The 23,713-nt window shown below is 47.5% G+C and carries 27 protein-coding genes and 2 pseudogenes; 18 read left to right on the top strand and 11 right to left on the bottom strand.

Annotated elements, in window-relative coordinates; all coding sequences use genetic code 11:
* The 9 genes and pseudogenes from ACGG90_RS12945 to ACGG90_RS12985 form a co-directional block, all read left to right on the top strand.
* Positions 1–176 (top strand): ATP-binding protein (locus ACGG90_RS12945; RefSeq protein ID WP_390409644.1); only part of this gene is annotated, 176 nt, incomplete at its 5' end.
* 243 nt (positions 177–419) lie between these two features.
* Complete coding sequence (locus ACGG90_RS12950) at positions 420–2,459, top strand: hypothetical protein (RefSeq protein ID WP_390410047.1); 2,040 nt, start codon at positions 420–422, stop codon at positions 2,457–2,459.
* A 1-nt stretch (position 2,460) separates the two neighbouring features.
* Positions 2,461–3,084, top strand: coding sequence for an ATP-binding cassette domain-containing protein (locus ACGG90_RS12955; RefSeq protein WP_390410049.1), 624 nt, complete (start codon positions 2,461–2,463; stop codon positions 3,082–3,084).
* Positions 3,085–3,677: 593 nt separating this feature from the next.
* On the top strand, positions 3,678–4,193 hold the full coding sequence (locus ACGG90_RS12960) for a hypothetical protein (protein WP_390410051.1): 516 nt from the start codon (positions 3,678–3,680) through the stop codon (positions 4,191–4,193).
* A gap of 554 nt (positions 4,194–4,747) precedes the next feature.
* Positions 4,748–5,011 (top strand): hypothetical protein, encoded by a 264-nt coding sequence (locus ACGG90_RS12965; protein ID WP_390410053.1) that lies wholly within the window; start codon positions 4,748–4,750, stop codon positions 5,009–5,011.
* 278 nt (positions 5,012–5,289) lie between these two features.
* Positions 5,290–5,874, top strand: a complete 585-nt coding sequence (locus ACGG90_RS12970; protein WP_390410055.1) for a helix-turn-helix domain-containing protein — start codon at positions 5,290–5,292, stop codon at positions 5,872–5,874.
* A 141-nt stretch (positions 5,875–6,015) separates the two neighbouring features.
* Positions 6,016–6,234, top strand: a pseudogene (locus ACGG90_RS12975) (sigma-70 family RNA polymerase sigma factor); the annotation flags it as partial.
* 236 nt (positions 6,235–6,470) lie between these two features.
* Positions 6,471–7,424 carry an NAD(P)-dependent oxidoreductase gene (locus tag ACGG90_RS12980; RefSeq protein ID WP_390410056.1) on the top strand — a complete coding sequence of 318 codons (954 nt, stop codon included), beginning with the start codon at positions 6,471–6,473 and terminating at the stop codon, positions 7,422–7,424.
* Positions 7,425–7,554: 130 nt separating this feature from the next.
* Entirely contained in the window at positions 7,555–8,916 is a 1,362-nt protein-coding gene (locus ACGG90_RS12985) for an MATE family efflux transporter (RefSeq protein ID WP_390410057.1), read from the top strand.
* Positions 8,917–9,070: 154 nt separating this feature from the next.
* Here the strand turns inward: ACGG90_RS12985 and ACGG90_RS12990 are convergent, their stop codons facing one another.
* Both ACGG90_RS12990 and ACGG90_RS12995 read right to left on the bottom strand, forming a co-directional pair.
* On the bottom strand, positions 9,071–10,258 hold the full coding sequence (locus ACGG90_RS12990) for a class I SAM-dependent methyltransferase (RefSeq protein WP_390410059.1): 1,188 nt from the start codon (positions 10,256–10,258) through the stop codon (positions 9,071–9,073).
* Positions 10,259–10,385: 127 nt separating this feature from the next.
* A complete protein-coding gene (locus ACGG90_RS12995) occupies positions 10,386–11,498 on the bottom strand; it encodes an MBL fold metallo-hydrolase (RefSeq protein WP_390410061.1) in 1,113 nt (370 codons plus the stop codon).
* Positions 11,499–12,184: 686 nt separating this feature from the next.
* Here ACGG90_RS12995 and ACGG90_RS13000 point away from each other — a divergent pair.
* On the top strand, positions 12,185–12,748 hold the full coding sequence (locus ACGG90_RS13000) for a GNAT family N-acetyltransferase (protein ID WP_390410063.1): 564 nt from the start codon (positions 12,185–12,187) through the stop codon (positions 12,746–12,748).
* 51 nt (positions 12,749–12,799) lie between these two features.
* Here the strand turns inward: ACGG90_RS13000 and ACGG90_RS13005 are convergent, their stop codons facing one another.
* Positions 12,800–13,318, bottom strand: coding sequence for a hypothetical protein (locus ACGG90_RS13005; protein ID WP_390410065.1), 519 nt, complete (start codon positions 13,316–13,318; stop codon positions 12,800–12,802).
* 24 nt (positions 13,319–13,342) lie between these two features.
* Entirely contained in the window at positions 13,343–14,218 is an 876-nt protein-coding gene (locus ACGG90_RS13010) for a Cof-type HAD-IIB family hydrolase (RefSeq protein WP_390410067.1), read from the bottom strand.
* Positions 14,219–14,323: 105 nt separating this feature from the next.
* On the opposite strand from ACGG90_RS13010, the gene ACGG90_RS13015 reads away from it, so the two are divergent.
* Positions 14,324–15,022, top strand: coding sequence for a uracil-DNA glycosylase (locus tag ACGG90_RS13015; protein ID WP_390410069.1), 699 nt, complete (start codon positions 14,324–14,326; stop codon positions 15,020–15,022).
* Positions 15,023–15,025: 3 nt separating this feature from the next.
* On the opposite strand, the gene ACGG90_RS13020 is transcribed toward ACGG90_RS13015, so the two are convergent.
* The 7 genes and pseudogenes from ACGG90_RS13020 to ACGG90_RS13050 form a co-directional block, all read right to left on the bottom strand.
* Positions 15,026–16,261, bottom strand: coding sequence for a tyrosine-type recombinase/integrase (locus ACGG90_RS13020; RefSeq protein WP_390410070.1), 1,236 nt, complete (start codon positions 16,259–16,261; stop codon positions 15,026–15,028).
* Between the two features lie 163 nt (positions 16,262–16,424).
* The gene (locus ACGG90_RS13025) at positions 16,425–17,471 is read right to left on the bottom strand and encodes an Abi family protein (RefSeq protein ID WP_390410072.1); all 1,047 of its coding nucleotides are present in this window, start codon (positions 17,469–17,471) and stop codon (positions 16,425–16,427) included.
* 114 nt (positions 17,472–17,585) lie between these two features.
* Positions 17,586–18,029, bottom strand: coding sequence for a hypothetical protein (locus ACGG90_RS13030; protein WP_390410074.1), 444 nt, complete (start codon positions 18,027–18,029; stop codon positions 17,586–17,588).
* A 16-nt stretch (positions 18,030–18,045) separates the two neighbouring features.
* A pseudogene (locus ACGG90_RS13035) lies at positions 18,046–18,126 on the bottom strand (SHOCT domain-containing protein); the annotation flags it as partial.
* A gap of 3 nt (positions 18,127–18,129) precedes the next feature.
* Positions 18,130–18,381: a hypothetical protein gene (locus ACGG90_RS13040; protein ID WP_390410075.1), complete on the bottom strand. Its 252-nt coding sequence runs from the start codon at positions 18,379–18,381 to the stop codon at positions 18,130–18,132.
* 66 nt (positions 18,382–18,447) lie between these two features.
* Positions 18,448–19,170: a DUF3862 domain-containing protein gene (locus ACGG90_RS13045; RefSeq protein ID WP_390410077.1), complete on the bottom strand. Its 723-nt coding sequence runs from the start codon at positions 19,168–19,170 to the stop codon at positions 18,448–18,450.
* Positions 19,171–19,270: 100 nt separating this feature from the next.
* Positions 19,271–19,963 carry a helix-turn-helix domain-containing protein gene (locus ACGG90_RS13050; RefSeq protein ID WP_390410078.1) on the bottom strand — a complete coding sequence of 231 codons (693 nt, stop codon included), beginning with the start codon at positions 19,961–19,963 and terminating at the stop codon, positions 19,271–19,273.
* 148 nt (positions 19,964–20,111) lie between these two features.
* On the opposite strand from ACGG90_RS13050, the gene ACGG90_RS13055 reads away from it, so the two are divergent.
* The 7 genes from ACGG90_RS13055 to ACGG90_RS13085 all read left to right on the top strand — a co-directional run bounded on the left by ACGG90_RS13055 (position 20,112) and on the right by ACGG90_RS13085 (position 23,712).
* Entirely contained in the window at positions 20,112–20,351 is a 240-nt protein-coding gene (locus tag ACGG90_RS13055) for a helix-turn-helix domain-containing protein (RefSeq protein ID WP_390410080.1), read from the top strand.
* A 16-nt stretch (positions 20,352–20,367) separates the two neighbouring features.
* Positions 20,368–21,138, top strand: coding sequence for a phage antirepressor (locus ACGG90_RS13060; protein ID WP_390410082.1), 771 nt, complete (start codon positions 20,368–20,370; stop codon positions 21,136–21,138).
* Complete coding sequence (locus tag ACGG90_RS13065; protein ID WP_390410084.1) at positions 21,139–21,270, top strand: hypothetical protein; 132 nt, start codon at positions 21,139–21,141, stop codon at positions 21,268–21,270.
* 141 nt (positions 21,271–21,411) lie between these two features.
* Positions 21,412–21,723 (top strand): hypothetical protein, encoded by a 312-nt coding sequence (locus tag ACGG90_RS13070; RefSeq protein WP_390410085.1) that lies wholly within the window; start codon positions 21,412–21,414, stop codon positions 21,721–21,723.
* Positions 21,724–21,877: 154 nt separating this feature from the next.
* Entirely contained in the window at positions 21,878–22,111 is a 234-nt protein-coding gene (locus ACGG90_RS13075) for a hypothetical protein (protein ID WP_390410086.1), read from the top strand.
* A gap of 63 nt (positions 22,112–22,174) precedes the next feature.
* The gene (locus ACGG90_RS13080; RefSeq protein ID WP_390410087.1) at positions 22,175–23,062 is read left to right on the top strand and encodes a DUF1351 domain-containing protein; all 888 of its coding nucleotides are present in this window, start codon (positions 22,175–22,177) and stop codon (positions 23,060–23,062) included.
* On the top strand, positions 23,059–23,712 hold the full coding sequence (locus tag ACGG90_RS13085; RefSeq protein ID WP_390410088.1) for an AAA family ATPase: 654 nt from the start codon (positions 23,059–23,061) through the stop codon (positions 23,710–23,712). The genes ACGG90_RS13080 and ACGG90_RS13085 overlap by 4 nt, the downstream gene beginning before the upstream one ends.
* The last annotated feature ends 1 nt before the right edge of the window (position 23,713 follow it).

A 23,713-nucleotide genomic window follows, 5' to 3' on the forward strand; every position in this document is an offset into this window, starting at 1 on the left:
TCAATGCAAGGTATGAGAAACACTCAACCATCATCACCAGCAACACCGACTTATCCGGCTGGGTAGAAATCTTCCAGAACCCAACTGTGACTGCGGCAATCCTGGACCGTCTAGTTCACCATGTACACGTGGTGAAGATCACAGGGAAGTCATACCGCCTGAAAGGTGCTGGTTGACCGCCTAAAACCTACATTTTTAAACCGCCATAAACCTGCATTTCAAAACCGCCCTTGACAGCCGGCTGCCCGTGTCTGGAATTATTTGCCGCTTTTGTTTGAAATCGAGTTGGTATAAAGCGCGCGTCGACAGGTTGTGATTGGTAACGCCTATAAAGACTATTGGACCGGGTCTTACTGACTTGGCCTTTTTGATTGTCAAGCATCCTAAGTTACTAGTAAGCTCAATACAACTGTAAGAAGGTGTGTGTCATTAAAGTAGACCTAAATTGGCGAAAGCTTACCTCTCTAACCATTCTGTTTTGGATTGTCTTCATTATTATCGGCGATGCATATATTTTCCACTTAGATGGTCAGGCAAACAGCAGTGATTATCAGTTTACCGCTGGGGTCACTCGTCAACAGGAATCAGCTTATGAACGGGATTTGGCAAAGCAAAGTCGTCAGCTTAATTTAAAAGTATTTGTGGTTGATTATGAAGTGACGGGCAAGCAATCCGCCAAGTACACAATCTATACGTTTGAAGAAAACAAAAGATTCATGCAACAGCGTTTGCAACTCTACCACGATAATAACCACGTTAATTCACTGCTGAACGGTAGCCGTCAAGTGGTTTTCAAGCCTTTTAAGCAACGAACGGTCAAATCAAATTATCGCAAGATGTCATACTTTGCTTTTGGCAGTCAGTCGAATGTTAATAAATTACGCCAACGGTTGATTGATCAATATGGTTTGAGCCGTCCTCAACCTAACCGCTACAAATCTGATGCGCTAGGATTGATTCTTGCTGCATGGCTTTTAGCTGCTAGCGTCGTCTTGCTCAGCACCTTTTTTGAGGTTGCTCGCTTACGAAAAGAAACGCTGATCCGCTACTTGAACGGTGCTGATTTCCCCCAAATTATTCGACCACTAATACGGAAAAATTCATTGCTGATGATTATCAGCGCTGGGACTGGGGTGTTACTGGCAATGTCTGTCACAACCGCTCAAAAGTTTTGGCTTTGGTCACTATTAGCAATCAGCTTGTTGATCATATGTTCGGATATGTTGTTTCTAAAATTACGGCACCTCAAGCTTAAGGAAACTTTCGCTTTAAGCTATTACCCACGCAGTTACCAAATTCTGAATTTTGCAACACTATTTTTGACAATCATCACCTTGCTGGTTACCCTCAACTATAGTTTTAAGAATATGGCAGACGCAGCAGAAACGATCCGGCAAGGGGAGAGCTGGCAGCGGTTTGCAGATTACGATAATGTCTATTTTATTTTCAAAGATTTTACCGCTAAGACAAATCCGCAAACTGATCAAGCACACGCTATTGAGTTCTATAATCAGAATCTGGATCGTTATCAAATGCACCTAGCCTTTGATTTCGGTCACAATGGCGGTTCTGCATCTAGTCGTATTGATCAATCAGAAAGCTTCGTGTATTTGAACAAGTATGCTAAGACTGATTTACGCCAAATCGGACTTGATCCAGGCGACTTTGCTGCTAATCGATTTTACTTAATTTCGCAGTATTCATTACGCGAACTACAAGAACGGCATCTTTTTGGTAATGGTGATTCTAAATCGGAGGATACCATCAACAATCTGCTCCCAAATGTTCATTTGACCAAATATAATTGTCAGGTTCACCAGCTGAATAAATCATACCGCTTCGTTGTTCATGATATCAATATGGCTAATCTTGCAGATAATGTGCACCGTAATCCAGTCATTCTACTTGATACTCACGATCATCTGCCCGCTTCCGGCCAGAACCCTTTGCAGTTTTCTGGTTTTCATGTCTTTGATTCCTTGGTTAAGTTTCATCATTCAGATGACTTCGCACGTTTCTTACGCCAAATTGGTTATCAGAATCAATATCACTATAAGCATAGTGTTTTGGCAATTTACTCAGAAAAACGTGCTGATAAGATGTTGTTGTTGGTCATCAATCTGATTTTAAGCCTACTCTTGTTGATACTTTTCAATTTTTCATTGACAATAATCTTACATTTAGATTTCAAAGCACGCTCAGTAGAGATCGCGCTTGGTAAAATATTTGGCCGCAACTTATTCCAGCGTTATCGTGGACTACTAACTTTGGTTCTCACCGCGTTAGGTGTCAGTTGTTTGCTTTTTGTGTTAGCCAACCAATTCCTTTACAATTTCTCGCTTTGGTATGGGACCATGGCGCTGGTCGTGGTGTTAATCAATTTGGGTTTGTCGATAAGCTTTTTTATTCGTCATTACGAACGAATCAGCATTCCCCGAGTCTTGAAAGGAGGTAACTAAATTGCTGGAACTCAAAGAAATCACTAAAAGTTTTGGTGACCGTGTCATTTTCAACCAGTTCTCCTGTCAGATTGAACAGGGACAGTTTGTGATCTTTAGCGGTCGTAGTGGTAGTGGCAAGACCACATTATTGAACATCATTGGGGGAATCGAGCCGATAGATTCGGGTCAAGTCCTGCTCGATGGGTTGGATCTCAGTAATAATCGAGAAGCCATACGGGATTATCGCGAAAAATTAGGTTTTCTATTTCAAAATTATGCTTTAGTAGAACAGAAAACAGTTGCGGAGAATTTGGCTATGATTGCGCCAAAATATCGTGAAGACCTCACGATGGCTGCGGCATTGGCTAAAGTTGGCTTAACCGATTACGAACAAAAGAAAGTTTACACCCTTTCTGGAGGGGAGCAGCAGCGAGTCGCTTTAGCCCGGCTGTTCATGAAAAAATGCAGCGTGGTGTTGGCCGATGAGCCGACCGGAAGCTTGGATCAGGTTAATCGTGACTTAGTCATGGATCAAATCATGACGCTCAATCAGACTGGAAAGACGATTATTTTAGTCACTCACGATGAACAAATCAAAAAGTTAGGGGATGTCGTCATTGCGCTTCAAGGAAGCGGATCTTAATCACTGGTTTTACTTTAGTGGGACTTGTCGCCATTTATATGGGCAATTCATGTCGCGCGGCCAAGTGTGGAGTCCAACATAAATTGCAACAAACACCCCGCTAGCCTCTGCCTGATAAGGTTCTGGTGTGATGAATCTGATGGTAACAAGAGCTGGACGTTGCTTGGTGTACTTCGACATGTGAATGTGAAACATATATATATACGTAGATTGATTTGGATTGTAGACCATATAGGAAGGGGTTACAATTATTCAGACGAGCATCTTCCTGAACTCTCTCACACCAAACATGCGAGGTATAGAAAATGAATCTACAAAAAGATTTGACACCTGACGTTGGATTCGCATATATTGTTGCTGGCCTACTATGGCGCTTCATGCAAGGTGCGCAATCTTGCCAAAGAGAAGCATATTGATCCGCACGTCAGGTAGCTAATCCGAATGCACAAAGGACCGTTTACGCGCAAACGTGTGATGCTGCAATCGACTTAATTCAACTAAGCGGAATATGACTTGTGACACGCCTCTGGTTGTTATGGCCTCAGGAAAAGACGCCAAGTAGCTAATCCATTGATATTGAAAGGGAACACTCGATGAAAAAGTGGGGTTATCGTTTTATTTTTGGTCTGCCAGTGCTTAGCGACGAAGCACTGGCACACGCAGATTCTGTCCTAGGATGGCGGGCAATGCTCCTTCCGTCATGTATGTTACTGGCGTTTTGTCTTTCACCGTTCGTAATCCCGCTTTCACTGCTTCCTGCGAGTGGCGCCTTGCTCATATGGTTGGGACTCTACGCACTTCCGCTAGTTTGGTTCCTGCGAAAAAGGCGTGTGGGTAAAGTCACCGAAAAGTTACCAGATGAAGCTTTTCTCGGCGTCTCAAAACAGATTCACTGCTGGAGCTGGGAATTTGGGATTTTTGCTGCATTGATCATCGGTGTGGTCCTATCAGCGTTCCAATATCGTATTTTTGGTCGAGCAAAGTTCTGGACGCACGGGATAGGAGGTACACTATTTAATATGGCTTGGCAGATTGCACTGATTGCCTGGATTCTCGAACACACGTGGCGAGTCGCGCTACAGTCGCGCCTAGCCGTACGTTCCAGATAACGTGAAACAGCCGAGTACTGCTTCCGAGTTCCTCACGCCAAACATGCGAGGCATGGAAATGAAACCTAATCGAGAACATTTTATGTACAAAGTGGCGATTGCTTTTCCGTTTTTTGCGACAATTGGCTTCTTGCTTCTTTTGTTAAGATCGATTTTAGAGCACGATTCCTTTATCCATTCTATGTTTATGCTTGGGCTCTCGCTGGTTTCTTTTGGAGTGGCTTTGGAAGTCCACAGCAAGCTTCACTGATTTCCATACTGGAGGAAATTAAATGAAGATGAATGCGGGGTAAGCAAGTTGAAAAGACTGGTTGCAAGAAGTTACTTATCTCATATGGTCTTGGCATTATGCATGCGTATGCATGGGAATATTCTTTATCTTTGGCACACACAGCCCCTTAATTGGATATATTTATATTGCCTTAGGCCTACCCGTTGCATTTACGGGACTCGTACTCCCTAGTAACATTTGGGATTCAAGTCCAGCCGATTGCAGTACAGTTCTCATTATCCTTTTCCCATTAACGGTCGAAAAGAATTGGAACACGTCACTTGTGATCACGATTGTTGGCGTCTTATTGGCCGTTTCTGTTATTTCGGTATTGTTTCAACGCAGAAAGACTCAAGTGCTGCTTAGTTTGATGTGGAAGCTAGATGACGAACGTGGGTATGACGCTGAGCAGGTTAAACAATTGGCAACGTTCAAGCATAAACGATCTACTTATAGTGTAGCCGAATGGAAATTAACCCAAGGTAGCCATCCAAGGTTTTTCCCGAATCAAAAAGCAGTTCAATTGGTGATTTCGAAACTCCAGTGAATTTGCAGCATACTTCGGCGTACAAAGTTACATTCGGATGGTTGTTCCAAAGAGTTACGGAGAGCCGTGGGCATCTAGCCTGCGGCCCTTTGTGCGCTCACGTTTCGTTTTATCTGGATATAGTTATACAAACGTGCGCCACTTTCACAGAGCAAGGCGGATCGTTAACGGGCTTTACGCAGTGTCGGTATCGCGTAAAAGGGTTTTGACGTGACTTATACACCCTTTTGATAGCTGTGTTTAGCCGTTCCTGAGACAATGCAGTCGGAGGTAGAGAGATGCAAATTGGTAAGCAGATTCAAAAAGGCAGAGAGCGGTTGGGTATGACTCAAGATCAGTTGGCTGACAAGCTTTATGTGTCGCGTCAGACCATCTCTAACTGGGGAAACGACCGGCACTATCCGGACATCGAGAACCTGCTTATGCTGAGCGTGCTTTTCGATACCTCCCTAGACGAATTAGTCAAAGGAGATGTACCAGCGATGAAGAGACAGGTATTTACAAAGGAGTCATACCGCAACGTGAAGTTAATGGTTGGTTGTTGGATCCTAGGAATTATTCTTGTTGCACCTGCGCTATTCTTGCCCACGCCCTGGGACTTTATCTTGCCAGGGACGCCCTTACTGTTGAGCTTTATTCCAGGAATCCGCTTGGAGTACCTCAAGCGCAAAGCTGATGTGAAGACTTTCCAGGAAATTCTTGCATATGAGAATGGCAAAGATGTTGAAGCGCTTAGAAAACATCGGAGTTGGTGGCATGATGGTCCGCAACAGTTCGGACTGGTACTGATTGCGGCGTTGATCATCGGCATTTTGGTGCTGCTCGCCGGAGTACCATATCTGTTAATTCACGGACGAGGCTAATACCGAGGGTGTCACCGCTTGGGTGGGGTGGCACTTTTTTATGAAGAATTGTCAACTCAAGTGCAACTTTTTACTCAGGTAAACTTCTGATGGTGTTTTCCAGCCTAAGACCTTGCGTGGCCTATTATTCAGTTGTTCAACGAAGACTTCATCGAAAATAAACGTCTTGCCGCGGCTGTTGGAACTCTTTCTATAGTTGATAAGATGGTGTTGTATCAATACTACTATTCTGAACTAAACGATATGGAAATTGGTAGCCGCATCGGAAAAGCTAGTCAGGGGGTGAACAAGAGGCGGCGACGAGCGCTAGCACGAATTCAGGAAGCACACGAAAATATGCAACAAGTCGGTCAAACCTGATGCGGACGAAATTAAAAAAATAAGACTGCTTAAACACGGCAGTCTCACTTAATTAAGGTGGCACACTTGTGGCACATGCCATCAGTGTATGATTTGATACTGATGCGTCAATACGCCTTTGTTTGCGCGTTATACCGTAATTCTGTATTTTAGTCGTCCGACTGATTTATTTCCCGGGCAATGTAAATAAGTGCAGGATCGCCGCCTGCGCGGTATCATGAACAAGGAGGTGCAAGATGACCAAAATCGTAGTACTCAATGGTGCCGCTGTGAATTTTGACGGCAAGATCGACTGGAACAGCCTAGGCGATGACGTGACGGTGTATGACCAAACCCCGCAAGCGCTGATCGCAACGCGCACTGCAGACGCCGACATTGTGGTGACCAAAGAAATGCCGATGCCTGAAGCGGTGATTGCGCAGTTGCCGGCTAGTGTGCAGCTGTGTATCGAAGCAGGCACCGGCTACAATAATTATACCTTAGCTGCCTTGCGCAAGCGCCAAATCGCCTTGTGCAACATTCCGGCTTACAGCACGCAACGCGTGGCGCAAACCGCGGTGATGTTGATGCTAAACTTGGCCAGCAGCATGCAGACGCAATTGGCAATGTTGGCGAAGAACGATTTCAGCAACTTCACCGAGCACTTGCAGGTGCCGCATGTGGAACTCAACGGCAAGGTGTTAGGGGTGTTTGGTTATGGGCATATTGGCCAAGCCTTGATCGCCATTGCCCAAGCGATGGGGATGAGGGTCTTGGTGTCAACGCGCACCAAGCGTGCCGACTTGCCTGGGGTGCATTTCACCACTGCTGATGACTTATTGGCCAATAGTGATGTGGTGTCGCTGAATCTGCCGCTGACGCCGCAAACGGCGCATATGATCAATCAAGCGGCCTTGGCCAAGATGAAGCCAAGCGCGTTTCTCATCAATACAGCGCGCGGCGGGTTGGTGGATGAGCAAGCCCTTGTGGCAGCGTTGCGCAAGCATGAAATCGCTGGCGCCGGTTTAGATGTCCAAGAACATGAACCATTAGCTGCCGACAGTCCGCTGTTTGCACTGGATAATGTGATCGTTACCCCGCACATGGGCTGGAAAGGCTTAGAGACGCGGCAGCGCTTAGTTAAGATCATTCGCGAAAACATTGACGCTTGGTTGGCCCAGAAACCGATCAACCGCGTGGATAATTTGTAGCCTGAATGAGCCGATCGGCAGTTGCCGGTTGGCTTTTTTCGTCAGTTGACCGTCAGCCTCTTGCACTATTTATTAAAGTCTTTTAGAGTGAGCGATAGAGTAATTTATTGAAAGACGAACGGAGGGCGTTATGCAGAAGTTTCTGACGCGGTGGTTTTCTGGAGAAAGTATTGACTACCGCTTCGTGTTTGCCTTGGTGGGACCGGTGGTGGCGGATCAATTCTTCTTGGTCACCTTCAATTTCTTAAACACGGCAATGATTTCCAATTCCGGCCAATCAGCGATTTCAGCGGTGAATTTGGTGGGGTCGATCAATGTGTTGCTGATCCAAGTCTTCGTGGCAGTCGGCTTAGGCGGCACAGTGTTGATCTCGCAGTATTTCGGCAACAAAGAACTGCACATGCTTAGCAAAGTGGTTAACGGCACGGTGTTTGGTACAGTGCTGGCGGCCATTTGCTTGAGCTTGATCTTTGGCGTGCTGCATGTGCCGATTTTGCGGTTGTTGTTTGGCGCTGCAGAGCCGGCAGTCATGGCCAATGCCAAGTTATACATGCTTGGGGTGTTGTGCAGTTATCCGTTTGAAGCAACTGTTGAAGGAACCAACGGGTGTTTGCGCGGAATCGGGCGCACGAAGAATTCGCTGATCTTGTCGTCGACGATGAATGGGCTGTATTTGCTCTTCAATATTCTTTTCATCACGGTGTTGCATTTAGGCGTGGTGGGGATGATCATTTCGCTGAATTTATCGCGGTGGTTGGCGTCTGGCTTTGCCGTGTGGATGTTGATTTCGCATCGCGACTTGTTTCGGCTTAAGTTGGCCAGCATGCGGCATATTGAATGGGGCATGATCAAGAAGGTGCTGCTGGTGGCGGTACCGTTTGCGGCAGAATCGTTCTTCTTTTCCGGCGGCAAGATCATTATCCAAATGATGATCGTCGGCTTAGGCACCAGTGTGATCGTTACCAACGCCATTGCCGGGTCTTGGACCCAGTTGTCGGAAATCATCCCTGCGGCTTTACAAACGGCGCTGGTGCCGATTGTGGGACAATGTATCGGCAGGCGCAATGTGCAAGATGCGCGCAAGCTCACCAAATCGTTTCTGGGCTTGGCGATTTGTGCTTTCGTGTTAGTCGATGGGATCTTGTTCTTGAGTTTTCACAAAGGCATCTTGTTGTTCAGCCCGGCTAAGGCGATTATTCCAGATATTTTCCATATTTACATTGTCTTTGCGATTATGCATATTCTGGTGTGGTCCTTCTCCTTTGTTCAGCCTTCTGCGCTGCGGGCGGCAGGCGATGGCAAGTTTACCACGATCGTGTCGCTGCTTTCGATGTGGCTGTTTCGAGTGGTCGGCGGCTATATCGTCGGCATTCGCTTGGGGTATGGCTTGATCGGCATCACCGTGATCATGACCATCGAATGGGCGATCCGCGGCGCCATTTTCACTTGGCGCTTCCATGGTACCCGCTGGTTGCAAAACCGCTTGATCTAACGAAAAGGTGGTCAGGACATAAGTCACCTAGTCGCGAGACATTTTGCAACGCCAAGTCACACAAACGGCTCTGCACCACGATTCGTACTTTGAATCGCGGTGCAGAGCCGCTTGTGTGATTGGCTAAAACCGCTTTATGTCTCAGCCTTTATTATTATTCGTACATGTATTCGCGCGTTTGTGGCAAACCAGTGCCGGAAGCGCCTTTGGTGACCAGGAACTGGATCACGTCGATGTTGCCAGAAGCGAAGCTGGCCGAGCAGGCTTGCAGGTACAAGTCCCACATCCGGGTGAATTCCATGCCCATCATGCGCACCACGTCTTCGCGGACGTTGTTGAAGTTGTTGCGCCACAATTCAGTGGTTCGCTGATAATGGCGGCGCAGCGGTTCCATGTCAGAGATTTGCAAGTCAGCGTCGATGATATGTTCAACGTTTTCTACCAAACCTGGGACATAACCACCTGGGAAGATGTAGGTGTTCAACCAAGCGTTATTAGCCCCGCCTTGTTGCCGGGTGATGCCATGGATCAACGCGGAACCATTTGGCTTAAGCAATTTGGCGACGTCTTTGAAGTACAAACCGAGGTTTTCTTTGCCGACGTGTTCAAACATCCCCACTGAAGTGATGTAGTCAAAAGGCTCGTGGTCGAGCTCGCGATAGTCGCACAACAATACTTGCGCGTGGTCTTGCAAGCCCATTTCGTCGATGCGCTGCTGCACAAACTTCGCTTGTTCTTCAGACAAGGTGATGCCCACCACGTCCAAGTGATATTCCTTGGCGGCAGTTAACATCAACGTGCCCCAGCCGCAGCCGATATCTAAGAACGTACGGCCTGGTTGCGGGTGAAGCTTGCGCAAGATATGTTCGACTTTGTTGCGCTGGGCGGTTTCCAAATCGTCGTGCCAATCGTCGAAGTAGGCGCATGAATAAGTCATGGTCTTGTCCAGCCACAAACGATAGAAGTCATTGCCAATATCGTAATGGGAGTGGATGTCTTGTTTGGACTTGTTCTCCGAGTGGGATTGCTTGGGCATGAACTTGCGCAAAGCCGGGTTCTTCATGAATGAGCCGGCGGATTCGTAGGCTGCAGTCAACAGCGTTTCCAACGGCCGATGGTGCATGGTGCTGGTGACATCGATGTCGCCTTTTTGGTAAGCTTCACCAAGGGCTAAAGACGCATTCTTCATGACGGCTTTAAGCGGGATCTCTTTGTGGAAAATGATGGTAAGCTCTACCGGGCCATCGCCGTATGTCTGCTCCGTATGGTCCCAATATTCAACTTTGACTGGAATGTTGAAGGAGTGGGCGAACATCTCGGAATAAAACTTTTTTGTTAACATGATTGCCTCCTCAAACGCATGTGCTACAGCCAGAAACTGGCACACGTTAAAACGTTACCCTATAACCATACAACTTTTCACGTAATAATGGTAAGTAAAATCGTGATTGTCAGGCATTTTTCTGAAATTAATCAACATCCACGGTGTAATAAAGCTCCCGCTCAGGCAGCAGTACTTCCGCCAAAGTCGCAGTGTCAAGCGCGTCAGCGGCGGCTTGAGGCGCTTTGGTGTGCCAAGGCACCACGATTTGCGGGGCGATCTGTTTGCACAACGTGATCAATTCGTCAGCTGTGGCATGCGCTTGCCCTTGCAGCCGACAAATCGGCCCGTTAAGCAAAGCCGGGGTGCTGCTGGTTTGCACATACTTGCTGATTGGGACATTTGCAGCGGCTGCGGCTTCGATCACATACTGTTGAGGATGCGCGCGCCAATCAGCTGCAGGCGAGTCTAAGGCGAGCTTGGCCATGACTTGCAGGACCTGAGCGGTTTGCTTTGACCAAATCACTTGGCGGCCCAGCGCGTGGGCTGTGGTTTGAAAAGCCGCCAAGCGTGCCCAGTTGGTCACATCTGCGTCAAAAGCCACCAAGCCGTCAACTGTCGCTAACTGGTGGGCAAAAGCTTGTTGCAAGCCGGCTTCGGTTAACGCAGCCGGTTGGGCAGCTGAACCAAAGGCGGTGGCTTCCAGCAACAGCATCTTGACGCGGCGTTGTTTGGCAACTTGGACCCAATGCTTCACGCAATCGGCATGCGGCCCGTTGAGGCGCACATCGCCAGAATTTAAATAGGCATGTTCACGGTCTTCGATCATCACCGCCATGGTGCCAGGTTCGCTGTGATCAGAGGCAAAGCCCGTTACGGTCAAGTCGCCGATTGCAAGCGGCGTTTCAAGCGGCAAAGCGTGAAGGTTATTGGTTAGCGGCAAGCCCAACGCTTGATACAGCGCCAGTGACTGCGGACTCATGTAAACGGGGATGGTACTGTTGAGATAAGGCAGTGCACCGCTGTGGCCGCGATGCAAGTGGGTGATCACGATCGCTTCATGAAGAAATTGGTCAGGAGTGTTATGCAATAGCGCTGGTAAATTCGGCAGCTTGCCAGAAGCCATCGCGGCGTCGATGGTTTCGCCTTTTAAGTCGGCGGCCACGCCGAAATCGGTGAGGATGCGGCTGGTGGTGGTGGCAATTTCTGCAATGTTGCCGCCGTTAGTGGTTAAACCGTTGAGAAAACGCACACTTGTCATGAGTGACCTCCACAGATTGGTAACGTTAAACAAATCAGTCTAGCATGCGCATTAAGGGGATGCAAATATGCTGCCGCATCAAGCTTTAAAAATTTATGGCAGATGTTAAATAAAACGCTTGCATTAATGCTTCGGGTATGGTATCTTAACACTGCGGATGTGGGGGCGCGGAGACTTGCGAAGGCCAAGCTTGTCTGATCGCCAAACCTCAAACGGGGCCAATCTGGCAACAAGTGCAAACTTGTTGTGACCCCGCTCGTCCAGAGCGTCAAGCGCGCTGTCGCGATGAAGCCTGTGTCCAATAAAACCCCAGGCAAACCCAGGACGTAATAGGATTCTCAGCAAATGCACGGCATTTGCTGGGTACTTAAGTCAATACGCAAGGCAGGCATCAGCAAGCATAGCCTGCCGCCTAAGTGCACGATAGCCAAGCGGCTGATCGTGTATTTGTCGTGTCTGACGAATTTTGTAAACTTGCAGCCGCATCCGCGATTAGCGGCGTAGAGAGCATTTTGGTATACCTGGTAAATTTAGTGTCCAGCCGCTTGTCTTGCAGATGCCAAGGTGGCTTCAGCACCGTTTGCTTGGATATGGTAGACTAAAGATGCGCCACTTTGGCGCCGTGACCAAGCGATTTACGAATGGAGGGATTCGTCGCAAGCTTGGTGCGTTGCGACGATTTATCCATGATACGACCTGCAACTCCTGATGATGCTGCTGCGTGTGTGCCGCTGATCGATATTGTTTTTGAAGAAATGGAGATCCCGGCGTTGATGCGCATGGCCAAGGACCAATTGTACCGCGTGTTCGAGCAAGCGTTCTTGCTGAAACATTACCGTTATGGTTGGCCGCAAACTGTGGTGCATGAAAGCGCCACAGGAATCGATGGCATTCTGGTGGGCTATCCCCACGCGAAAGAAGCCCACATCGATGACGAATTTGCCCCGCTGCTGCCTAAACTTGGCTTACCCAAAGATGCGGTGTTGTTTCCTGATGTCGAAACTTATCGCGGTGAGTGGTACGTGGATACTTTGGCGGTGGCGCCAAGTGCGCAAGGCCAAGGGGTCGGCACTGCGCTGCTGGAAGCGATTCCTAAGATCGTCGCCAAGCGCGGGGAACATCTGTTATCCCTAAACGTGGATCAGGTGAATCCGCGGGCCCAACATTTATACCGCCGCGAAGGCTTCAAGAAGAACGGCGAGTTGATGATCGGTTCACATCGCTACAACCATATGATCAAATCAGTTTAAATACAACAAAATGCGGCAAGCGCCTTAATCGGGTGCTTGCCGCATTTTGCATTACATGCCAAAGCTGATGCCAACGTCGTCATGGCGCGCCAACGGGTTGGCGTTGTGGACTTGGCGCCAGCGGTCTAAGATCGCCGCCAACAATAATCCAGCCACCACATCATCTTGGCGGGGGATATCCAGCTTAAATACTGTGTTTGAAGCGGTGCCGGCTTCGGCGATGGTGGTGATCGATTTAACGCCGTGATAAATATGATATTGGTTGGCTAGCAGGTTGCCGATGATCATCCAATTCAAGTCTGACACGAAGATGAATTCACGCCAAACGCCGGCCATCTTCTTCACCGAGCCGACTTTGTGGCGGGCGACGTATAGATCATAACGCGGGAATAAGCCCACGGTTTTCTGGCGGATCTCGCCGAGTTCGCCACCGGCAATGGTGTGCAACATGAAACCGTCATTGGCAAGGCCATGCCGTCCATTCAAGATATATACCGGCTTGAAGTCGCTGTTTTTCACGACGCTCATGCCGGCGTCTTTCAATGACTGCGCATCAATGTAATAGCGCATTGCAGGCCTTCCTTTCTGATTTGCTTAGTTGCCTTCGTTAATGGCGATGGCGCGGTCGATCGCTTGAGCGACCCCGTCGTCGGTATTCTTGGCGGTCAGCCACCAGGCAATTGACTTAATGTGGTCGATCGCATTGCCCATGGCCACGCCGTATTTGGCCATGGTGATCATGGATTCATCATTGAGGTTGTCGCCGATGGCCATGCATTCACTGAGGTGATAGCCTTTCTTCTCGGCATATGCTTGCAGCGCCAAGCCTTTCTGCGCGGCTGTGGCGTTGATTTCAATGTTGTTAACGGCACTGGAGGTGATGATCAGCTGCCCGGTGTTTTCAAGCACTGTGCGGGCCGGGGCTAAAGCTGCTTGGCCGCCTTGGGCAAAAGCAATCACCTTTAACACCTTAACATCAGGCTGGGCGATGAGTTGTTGATAATCGGCGACATAATTGATATTCATCAGCTCCAGCCGCGCCGCTGCTAAGGCCACAGCGATCTTATAGCTGGTGTCTGGGTTGAGCCGCACCAGCACATCGGCAATGTTTTGGATGCGGCGCACCCGGGAGTTGGAGTAGATCCCCAGGTTGGTGACCAATTCAAAATACAAATCATCTTCTTGCAAAGTGCGCAAGATCAATTGGGTCAAATCCGGCGCGATGCCGGCTTCTACCGCCAGTTCGCCGGCGGTGTTAAACACTTGTGCGCCGTTTAAGGTGATAAAAGCGGTATGCAATTGGTGTGTGGCCAACAGCGGTTGGGCTTCGGAAAGTCCGCGGCCGGTGGCGACCATGAATTCGATGCCGGCGGCTTGCGCACGGCGGATCGCCGCGGCATTGCCGGCAGAGACTTGCAGCTCGTCGTTCAATAAGGTACCGTCCATATCGGATGCGATCAGCTTGATCATGGGTTTGTCCTTTCTTGATGAGTTCTATTCATAGTGTACCATGTTTAAACCCAAACGCGTACCGTGTACAATAAGGGCAGATCGTATAGAACCGGAGGGATAACATTGAAAACGATCATTCATAATGATTGGCAAACGGTGCTTGAGCCGGTGTTTGAAAGTCCAGAATATGCCAGGCTGCATCAATTCTTGAAGCAAGAATACGCCAGTCGCACGATTTATCCGGAAATGCACCACATTTTTCAAGCGTTCGAGTGGACCAGCTTTGCCGATACCAAAGTCGTGATCTTAGGCCAAGACCCATATCATGGGCCTAATCAAGCCATTGGCTGCTCGTTTGCTGTGGCGCCTGGGGTGCAATTGCCGCCGAGTTTGCAAAATATCTACAAAGAGCTGCAAGATGATTTAGGTTATCCGCCGGTCAACCATGGTTATCTCAAAGCCTGGGCGACGCAAGGGGTGTTGTTGCTCAACGCGGTGTTAACGGTGCGCGATGGGCAAGCCAATTCGCATCGCAATCGCGGCTGGGAAATGTTGACAGATGCGGCGATCGCTGCTTTGTCTGATCGCGGCGGCGTCGTGTTTATTCTGTGGGGGTCATCGGCGCGGGCCAAGGCGCAAGTGATCGATACCACCAAGAATGCGATCATTCAGTCGCCGCATCCGAGTCCGTTAAGTGCTTATCGCGGTTTTTTTGGAAGTAAACCGTTTTCTCAAACCAACGCGGCTCTAAGGGCGATGGGCGAAACGCCAATTAATTGGCAACTTCCTAGTACACCTAATACCGGTCAAACTGGTCTGTAAGCCCTACATACCGCTGGTTTTCAAAGAATTTTCATTTTTGTGACCAGATTTCGACCAGATGACTTTTTGTAAGAGCTTTTCGTATTCGTCCGAAGCGTTATTTATTCCGTCTTGTGTATTGTGCACATAATAAGACATTGTGAACTCCGGATTGGCGTGCCCAAGTGTGCCAGCAATGTCTGCGGGATTAATATTTGCTTCTACCATCAGTGTGGCTTTGGTGTGGCGTAACCCGTGCAAAGTGATGCGACGCAGATTATTTCGCTTACAGATTCCCTTGATCCAATACTTTGGTAGCTCGTGTCCGACACGTTTACATTTTCCGTACTGGGTGACAAAGATCCAACGCTTGCCATCGGCTGACGGCTTAGAATTGTTCCGCCACAGCATCAGTGCCCTAAGAACGTCTTCACCCACTTTTAGTGTGCGGTAAGCATTTTTTGTTTTGGGTTCGCCAACGTGTTCACCTTCACCGTAATCGGGAAGCGCGGTTTTGTTAATGTCAATTGTTCTAGCAGAAAAGTTAACATCATCCCAAGTCAATGCTTGGGCCTCGCCGCAGCGCATTCCTGTTGAAATAAGCACGCGGAAAAAGGCTAGGCGTTCGATGCCTCGCTTCCCGTCGGTTTGTGCTTCACGATCAAGTGCCGCCGAAAATAAGTTCAGCTCCTCGATACTGTAGAAGTTGTTGTCAGGATGATTGCTCTTGGCTTTATTGGTTCTTGGCACGGTTGCCATTGAAGTAGGGTCGTTGGTGATCCAGCCCATGCTGCCACAAAATTTCATGAGTAGCTTCAGCCGTCCGAATATGACTGAGACGCTTCTATACTTCTGGTTCAGTCGATTCAGCCACGGCTGGATATCCAGCAATGTGAGCTGATCAACGAAGTAGTCGCCGAACTCTGGTAAAATATGCAACCTAAATTGTTGCTGAATACTTTGTTGAGTGGAAGGACGTACCAGGTCCTTGTGAAGCGGAAACCACATTTCGTAAGCTTCACGGATTGTAGGTTTAGTGAGCTTTTCGTGTGTGCCATGTTTGAACTCATAAGCAGCGTCTTCATAAGCATCAGCAGCAGATCGTTTAGTTTCAAACCCGCGTAGCGTTGTATATTTATCTAAGCCAGTCTTGGGATCAATACCAAGATAGCCTTTTACCATCCACCTTTCTTCTGGTTTGAGTGTCTTACCATCAATAGATTTTTTAGGTTTCAATTTGTATTTTTTATAAGTTGCCATAGCGTATTTACCTTTCACGAGGCTCTCACACATCGATTAGTAATAACGCTGGTAGCACCACCTCCTTAAGTGGTAAAATTGAGTAAACAAAGGGCCACTCATTGAGCGAGTTCTTACCTAGTGTCTGCCCGTGACCGTCCAAAGTTTGGGGTAGGCGCTTATTTTATTGCAAGTTATTCATTGCGAGTTCTAGTCTCGCGATGTAATCAATTGGAAGACCCGCTTGATTAAGATACTTTTGATAATTATCTCGCAGTGTGTTGGTGTCATTTTGGCGTTCCAATTCTTTGAGCTGAAACATAAAGGCGATACGGCGCGCTGGTTGAGGAGTAAGAACTATTATAAAGAACAATGCTGCGAATAGATCGTTGATCCCGCAAAAGCCCTTGAGGCCTCGAAAAACGTCTTTGCCAACAAATTTTGAGAAGAACTTCTTTGATGGCTCACTCAATGCATTGCGTTTGTAGTTTACTTTGTTGAGATACATTGGGCTGGAATGAGCAGCAGAATTACGAAACTGTCGCAATGCATCCATTGCTGAGAGAACATTTGCTACTAGCACTTGCTCATTAGTGCCAATACTTGCAGGTAGAAGGGCATGAGCAATATTAACGCGCTGTTGTACTGGCAAAATACGATAATATTTCACCGCTGTGCCAAGCATCATATTTGACATCATGATCCAAGGCGGAATATGGTTGTGCTTTTCTCTATAGTAAGCAGTTGGATCATCAAGGCTGGTAAGGACGTGGCTACGGATATATTCGATCACACTGTTACGTGTCTTACCCGTGTAATTGTTCACGTCTAAGTACGATGGGACGCTTGGATCTGGATTGTGTGGGTCATTAGGACCATAATTATTAACACCAAATTCCTTACCAACTTCGTAGCCAATTAGCGTTCGAAACTGATTCTCGATGGGAAAAAGCGAAGTGAGAAACAGTTGCTGAAACTGCGAATCGATTAAGTAGTGACTAGCCATATCAAGCAGTGAGGTCCCAGCTTCGTAAATTTCAGAATCGTGAGTGGATTCTGAAGTTAGAAAGCCACGTTTAAATCCATTGACCAAGCCATAGTAACCGTAGTCTCTAAGCAATCCGGCGGCGACATCAGGATGTGTAACTTTGACTCCCCGAGACTGTAAAAGTGAGAGCAAGTCGGGGATGTCCACGAACGGTTTATCGAATTTTTCATTATTTTCCGTCATACGAAAAAACTCCTCGACGAGATTGTCGGGGAGTTTCTGCGTGCACCATCATACCGTGGTGCCTTTCGAAGTACCTTATTATAGGCATATACTCCCCTAAAAGTCAAAAGCTTATTATTTGTTAACGAGTTGGACGACATCACCAACGTGGACTAAAGAATGATTGTATTCATTCAGAATTCCAGAAATTTCGTCTTTATCAATATTCAGGTTTTCTCCTACTGTTTCGCGTTTTGCGTAACGTGAGGCAGGATTAAGCAGCGCTTCAGTCAAAGAGCTAGTAACACTCGTGATCATCTGGGATTCAAGAGCAGATTGCTTGTATTTTGAAACACAGATACAATACTTGTCGCGGACAGAGTGGACGTAAACACGTTGCTTCTTTTGTTGAAATTCGTCTAAGAGTTCTTTTGTATCAGGATCGATAAGTTGCTTAATTTCGGAATCCAATATATCGAAGGCATCCTTTGTGGTGATGCCTTCGCGTTTACCAGCATTTATGATTACCGTGTGATCATCGGATATGGCGATTATTTTAAATGTTTTAGTTGTAGTCATATGAAGACCTCATATATTAAAATTCAAATTTGTCATCATCAAGTATCTTGCGTTTCTGCTGATCAAACTCTGCTTGCGTGATTGCACCTTCATCAAAGAGTTATTTGAATCGACGAATCTGATCGACTTTAGAATCTTCAACTTCTTGCTGACGTTCTTCCTCAGCACGCTTTGCATTTTGTTTGGCTTCAGCCTCAGCAGCTTGCTTGTGTTTCTGGTGAACATAATACCCAAGAGCTCCACCGAGGACGGCAACAGCAAGAAATACATACCAGTAGGTAATCAGCAGAGCAATACCGAATAGGATTACGAACAGCCAAATACACCCGGTCATGTTTGATGTTTTGTGCATGCATACACCTCCTGATATGCCTCCGACACGGCCCGCACGTGTCCGCCGCTAGGGGAGGCTGTACAACTATTTCATGCTTGATTGCGTTTTGGCAGTGAGCGCACCGTTCTCAAACGTGACGTTGAAATTGGCACCGAAATCGCCTTTAACACCAGACGTGTAGCCAGCGATGATTGTGGTTGTGCCATCGATCAAAGTTTCGTCATAGTAATCAGGTTGACCCCATTTTGCAGTGAAGTCGGTATACTTCAAGCCGTTTGCAAATGCATTGAAGTCAGCTAAGCTGATTTTTTGTTTACGAGAAAGCTTGAAGCCGGTGAGGTTCTTCGCAACCGCGTTACCATCTGTGAAGGTGACGATAACATTCGCACCCCAACCACCGACAACGTTAGTCCACGTATCGATATCAGTTTTCACACCGTTATCTTCACTGCTGGTTGTGTCGGAAGGCTTGCCAAACTGTTTGGTTAAGTCATCAAGCGTAGAACCGCCTTGACCACTGCTCATTAAATCACCGATTTTGATTGCATCAAATTGGGCACGGGTTATCTTGCCATCGTCCTTCTTGCTACTTGATGAAGCTTTGCTTGATTCAGATTGGCTAGTCTTTGTATCACTTGACTTGTCAGCAGACTTGTCGTCATCCGAACCGCCGCCACCTAATGCACCACCGATACCCGCAACCACGATGATGATCAGGATCCAGAACCAGACTCGCTTGTAGAATGGTTTCTTGACCTTGACGGTGTACGTTTTGCCGTCTTCCCCAACGACTTTTTTCTTTGCCATAATAGTTCCCCCAGAATGTTTACCTCAGCTTTTAACGTCAATCCGGTCTGGACGTAAAGCCCGTTGATCGGCTCGCACGATCATGCCGCTAGGACGGGTATTAAAGCTCCACTACGTACATCACCACACGCCCCACAATGTGGACGAGATCTTCGTCATCATAGCCATGGGTGATGGGGAAGAAATTTGGCTTATCAGAATCTGGTTGGAAAATATATGCCCGATGTTCTTTGTCATTGTAAAAGCGTTTAACGGCATAATCGCCATCACAGTCGAAGACCACGATGTCGCCGTCATCAAGCTCGCTTACTTCTTGAATCTTGCGAACGCCGATAAGTGAGCCATTTGGTATTACCCGGTTCATCGACTCGCCGTTAGCGCGCATGAGGCTGATATCAGTATGCCCTGCCCATTTACCCATGACCGCATCAGGCACGGCTACTTGTTCGAGCTGGTCAGGAATGATTGCGTCCACACGTTCTGGTGTGCCGGCTGAAATATCGGCTGGAATATATGGATATGAATGAATTCCCGGAATGCTGTCAAGTGCATTATCGATTGCTGTTTGCTTTGGAGCGATAAACATTCTTGGTTCGCTTAAGTCTGAAGACATGAGATCATCGAGTTTTACATCAAATAACGCGGCTATGTCAGCTAGCACACCGGCTTTCGGAGTGTATTTTCCGCTTTCCCATTCGCTCACTGTTGAAACACTTTTTCCAACTGCTTTAGCAAATTTTGCCTGATCCATGCCACGAGAGTTGCGTAAATATTTTAAATTTTGCGGGAACATTTTATCACCTCAACTTATAGGTAGAGTATATCACTGATTCGGCAAAACGGAAATAGATTTCCGAAATATTTTCGATATTTCCGAAATTTGTTGTTGACTTCGGAAATACCGAAATGTAAGATGTAGATATTGAAAGGGGGTGCAGTTGATGATTGAACCAGTTAAAGCCAAGCTTACATTACGTCAGTGGCGTACCGTCCAAGATATTTCTGTAAAACGTCTTGCCAAAGACAGTGGCGTTTCCGAACGAACCATCTACAGCTACGAACATGATATCAATGCTTTGCGCAACGCTCGGTACGAAATTTTGGAATCATTAGCTGACGCTTTAAGTGTTAGCGTCAACGATATTTTTTTGTCACCGACTTCGGAAAAACCGAAGTACTAAGAAAGGAGGAATCAAAATGAACGAACTGCAACTATTCGATTTCCATGGGCAATCAATTCGTACCGTGCTAGTTGACGATCAACCAATGTTTGTTGGTAAGGATGTCGCCGAGGTGCTTGGCTATCAAAACGGTAGCCGGGACATCAATGCACATGTTGACGCTGAAGACAGGCTGAAGTACCAAATCAGTACCTCAGGTCAGGACCGAGTGATGACCGTCATCAACGAGTCCGGATTGTATAGCTTAGTTCTATCAAGCAAGATGCCAAACGCCAAAGAGTTCAAGCATTGGGTCACGTCGGAAGTCCTTCCATCAATCCGTAAGCACGGCGCGTACATGACGCCTGAAACGATTGAGAAGACGCTGACCAATCCAGACTTCATTATCCGGCTGGCAACTCAGCTAAAGGACGAACAAGCCAAAACAGCGGCACTTACGGCCGATAACGAGGCGATGAAACCAAAAGCACTTTTCGCTGATGCAGTTGCCACAAGTCACACAACCATCTTGGTCGGTGACCTTGCCAAGATGATCAAGCAGAACGGCGTTGACATAGGTGCGAAGCGGTTGTTCGCATGGATGCGTGAGCAAGGCTATCTGATAAAACGGATTGGTGCTGACTATAACTCGCCGACACAACGCGCGATGGAGCTAGGCCTGTTCGAGGTCAAAGAGACGGCGATTAGTCACTCGGATGGCCATGTAACAGTTCAGAAGACCCCAAAGGTAACCGGAAAAGGCCAGCAGTATTTTATCAACAAGTTTATACAAAAGGAGGCTGTCTAAATGAAGCTAACGATTGAAGGCTCTGTTGAGGATATTCAAAAATTGCTCTTATCCATTGCGACTGGACGAGAGCAATCAGAACAAAGCGTCTACATCTCGGGCTTATCCCAGTCCAAAAGTGCTGCTAAGTAATTCTTGTAAAGACTTTTGTATATCTGAACTCCAATTTCTGGAGTTACGTTTTCACCAGGTGGATATGATTCAAGCTCATGTCGCACTTGACCGAGCCATGTTTTCATCGCTAAGTCATGTGCAATCTGTTCATTTGAAATCTTGTTCATCAATAATCATCTCCTTTCAGCATTCATTATCCGCCGAGGGGAGGCCAAAAGAAAGAAGGTGATTAGGCTGGCGGAATCGCTACTAGCTAAGGCGCTGGGCCGAATCATCCGTGCAATGCTACGTGATGAAATTGTCATCCTGTCAGCCGATTGGCTCGATAAGGATCACGCAATCCAGTATCTGCAAGGCACCAAGTCAACACTCGAAATTTTGCGCAAGCATGGTTTACCGTGCAAGCGCGTTGGTAAGAAACTCTATTTTCGCAAAGCAGACATCAATCACTTAATTGCAATCAGCAAATGAAGGCTCTCACACATCGTGATGTTTGCTAAAGGAGAAAGAAATGGGAATTCCAATAGATTTACCAAGCATGATCATCGGCGCTGTTGTCGGTGCAATCGTGTATTGGTTGGCCACTCATGTCAGCGAATGGCTGGATGCTTAGGAGGAAATATCAATGAAACTTTTTGATGATTCGTTTACCAAAGAGGCACTGCGAGACAGCACTCGCGCAGCACAAGCGCGACAACATGCCAGTAACGTTGCATCGGCTATCCGCAACGCAACCTATGCGGGTGCAGATTTCATCAAGATCAAGGACATTCGACCTGATGAGATGCGTGAGCTCGAAGAACTAGGCATCACAGTTGAATGGACTTGCGGGACTTACTGGATCAGTTGGGCAAATTAAAAGCCGGCCTGCTGGTAGGACAGCAAGTCGGCAACAAGAATTTAGACAAGGAGATTATATCACATGTTAGACATTAAACCGATTTATCAGCCAGCTAAGCTCGAAATTAGTAACTTTCAAGACTTGGCACAATCAGTTGCTGCGCTTACTGATAAGTATAAAGGCATGGTCGTCACCGACGACACCACTACCGAAGCTCGTAAGTCACAGGCTGAATTAAACGCCGCTATCAAGCAAATTGAGGACTTTCGCAAGGCTATCAAGAAAGAGTACAACGAGCCTTACAACGCGTTCAAAGCGTCCACAGACAAGCTCAAGGCGTCGCTGGAAGCCGCTAAGCAACCTATCAAGGATGCACTCGATAAGTATGCCGAAGAAGCTAAGCGTGAACGCCGTGTAATGGCTAAGAAAGACCTCAACGATATCTTGGAAGCTCGCGACCTCAAGCCTGATGACGTTGAAATGCAAGACGCTTGGTTTGGCACTCAGCTATCCAAAATTGAACGCCTCAAGCAAATGGCGGCCGCTGCGGACGGTGTGATCGCTGAACGCAAGCGTGTAGCTACCGAGCGTGAACTCGTTGGAATGTATGCCAAGGTAAACAACATCGACCCTAGTGGATGGCTTGTGCAAGTCGATGAGGGCGTATCAATTGACCGCATCAAAGATGGCATCGCCAAAGCGGCTGATGAGCGTGATCTCAAGGCTGAACAAGAAGCCAAACGTAAAGAAGCCGAGGAAGCCATCGCCAAGGCCAAACAGCAACAGGTAGGCGATAAGACTATCGATGCTGAGACTGGCGAAGTCGTTACCGAAGTGCCAAAGAGTGCCGCTGATGAAGTCACTGACTATCACTTTGGTATGAATGGCACACTCGCCCAAGCTCAAGACGTTTCCAACTACATGCGACTAAAGGGCTACGAATTTTGGTCAGAGGGTGATCGTGAATGAAGTATTATCCATCGGGACAACTACCGGTGACGCCGCACATGTATTTCATCTATGGCGACGGTGGCACTGGCAAGACTTCATTATTTCGCGAGTTTCCGGGTCACAAGATGCTATTCAGCTTTGATCAGTCAACCAACCCAATCAAGCCCGACGACAACATCGATGCACTAGTGTTTGAGCAGTCAGATGGGCCTAATATCCGCAAGCTAGTTGAATCGGCGACTGCCAAGGCTATCAGCGGTGGTAAGTATCAGGCAATTTGCTTTGACTGCGTGAACGCTCTGCATGATTGGGTGCTAGACAACACCGTGGCGTCGAATGATGGTCGAGCCAACTATCGTGATATGCAAATGTGGTTTCGCAAGTTTGGCACCTATTTGCGCGAATCCGGCATGACCGTGTATGCAACGGCGCACCAAACTGATCAGAAAGATGGTACAGGTTTTGAGCCAGCCATGAATTTCGGCGCGTTTTCTGGATTCACTGCGTCGTTTGACTTCGTTGGTCGTATTTACAAGCAAGGCGGTGTCCGCACCATCAACTGTGATACCGAACAAGGTGATCATGGCAAGAACCGAATTGATGACCGGTTGGAGTTTCCAGCCGATGAACTGTTAGACCCAAGCACAGAAGAAAAGGAAGGTAATTAAT

This window comes from Lacticaseibacillus jixiensis (assembly GCF_042847315.1).
Lineage (GTDB): Bacteria > Bacillota > Bacilli > Lactobacillales > Lactobacillaceae > Lacticaseibacillus > Lacticaseibacillus jixiensis.

Excerpts from the sequence above, each read along its gene's own strand:
- ACGG90_RS13040 (WP_390410075.1), bottom strand. The coding sequence starts at position 18,381 with ATGCACAAAACATCAAACATGACCGGGTGTATTTGGCTGTTCGTAATC.
- ACGG90_RS13010 (WP_390410067.1), bottom strand. The coding sequence starts at position 14,218 with ATGATCAAGCTGATCGCATCCGATATGGACGGTACCTTATTGAACGAC.
- ACGG90_RS12960 (WP_390410051.1), top strand. The coding sequence starts at position 3,678 with ATGAAAAAGTGGGGTTATCGTTTTATTTTTGGTCTGCCAGTGCTTAGC.
- ACGG90_RS13030 (WP_390410074.1), bottom strand. The coding sequence starts at position 18,029 with ATGACTACAACTAAAACATTTAAAATAATCGCCATATCCGATGATCAC.
- ACGG90_RS13055 (WP_390410080.1), top strand. The coding sequence starts at position 20,112 with ATGATTGAACCAGTTAAAGCCAAGCTTACATTACGTCAGTGGCGTACC.
- ACGG90_RS12995 (WP_390410061.1), bottom strand. The coding sequence starts at position 11,498 with ATGACAAGTGTGCGTTTTCTCAACGGTTTAACCACTAACGGCGGCAAC.
- ACGG90_RS12970 (WP_390410055.1), top strand. The coding sequence starts at position 5,290 with ATGCAAATTGGTAAGCAGATTCAAAAAGGCAGAGAGCGGTTGGGTATG.
- ACGG90_RS12980 (WP_390410056.1), top strand. The coding sequence starts at position 6,471 with ATGACCAAAATCGTAGTACTCAATGGTGCCGCTGTGAATTTTGACGGC.
- ACGG90_RS13000 (WP_390410063.1), top strand. The coding sequence starts at position 12,185 with ATGATACGACCTGCAACTCCTGATGATGCTGCTGCGTGTGTGCCGCTG.
- ACGG90_RS13075 (WP_390410086.1), top strand. The coding sequence starts at position 21,878 with ATGAAACTTTTTGATGATTCGTTTACCAAAGAGGCACTGCGAGACAGC.
- ACGG90_RS13050 (WP_390410078.1), bottom strand. The coding sequence starts at position 19,963 with ATGTTCCCGCAAAATTTAAAATATTTACGCAACTCTCGTGGCATGGAT.
- ACGG90_RS13020 (WP_390410070.1), bottom strand. The coding sequence starts at position 16,261 with ATGGCAACTTATAAAAAATACAAATTGAAACCTAAAAAATCTATTGAT.
- ACGG90_RS13065 (WP_390410084.1), top strand. The coding sequence starts at position 21,139 with ATGAAGCTAACGATTGAAGGCTCTGTTGAGGATATTCAAAAATTGCTC.
- ACGG90_RS12985 (WP_390410057.1), top strand. The coding sequence starts at position 7,555 with ATGCAGAAGTTTCTGACGCGGTGGTTTTCTGGAGAAAGTATTGACTAC.
- ACGG90_RS13060 (WP_390410082.1), top strand. The coding sequence starts at position 20,368 with ATGAACGAACTGCAACTATTCGATTTCCATGGGCAATCAATTCGTACC.
- ACGG90_RS13045 (WP_390410077.1), bottom strand. The coding sequence starts at position 19,170 with ATGGCAAAGAAAAAAGTCGTTGGGGAAGACGGCAAAACGTACACCGTC.
- ACGG90_RS13085 (WP_390410088.1), top strand. The coding sequence starts at position 23,059 with ATGAAGTATTATCCATCGGGACAACTACCGGTGACGCCGCACATGTAT.
- ACGG90_RS13005 (WP_390410065.1), bottom strand. The coding sequence starts at position 13,318 with ATGCGCTATTACATTGATGCGCAGTCATTGAAAGACGCCGGCATGAGC.
- ACGG90_RS13025 (WP_390410072.1), bottom strand. The coding sequence starts at position 17,471 with ATGACGGAAAATAATGAAAAATTCGATAAACCGTTCGTGGACATCCCC.
- ACGG90_RS13080 (WP_390410087.1), top strand. The coding sequence starts at position 22,175 with ATGTTAGACATTAAACCGATTTATCAGCCAGCTAAGCTCGAAATTAGT.
- ACGG90_RS12990 (WP_390410059.1), bottom strand. The coding sequence starts at position 10,258 with ATGTTAACAAAAAAGTTTTATTCCGAGATGTTCGCCCACTCCTTCAAC.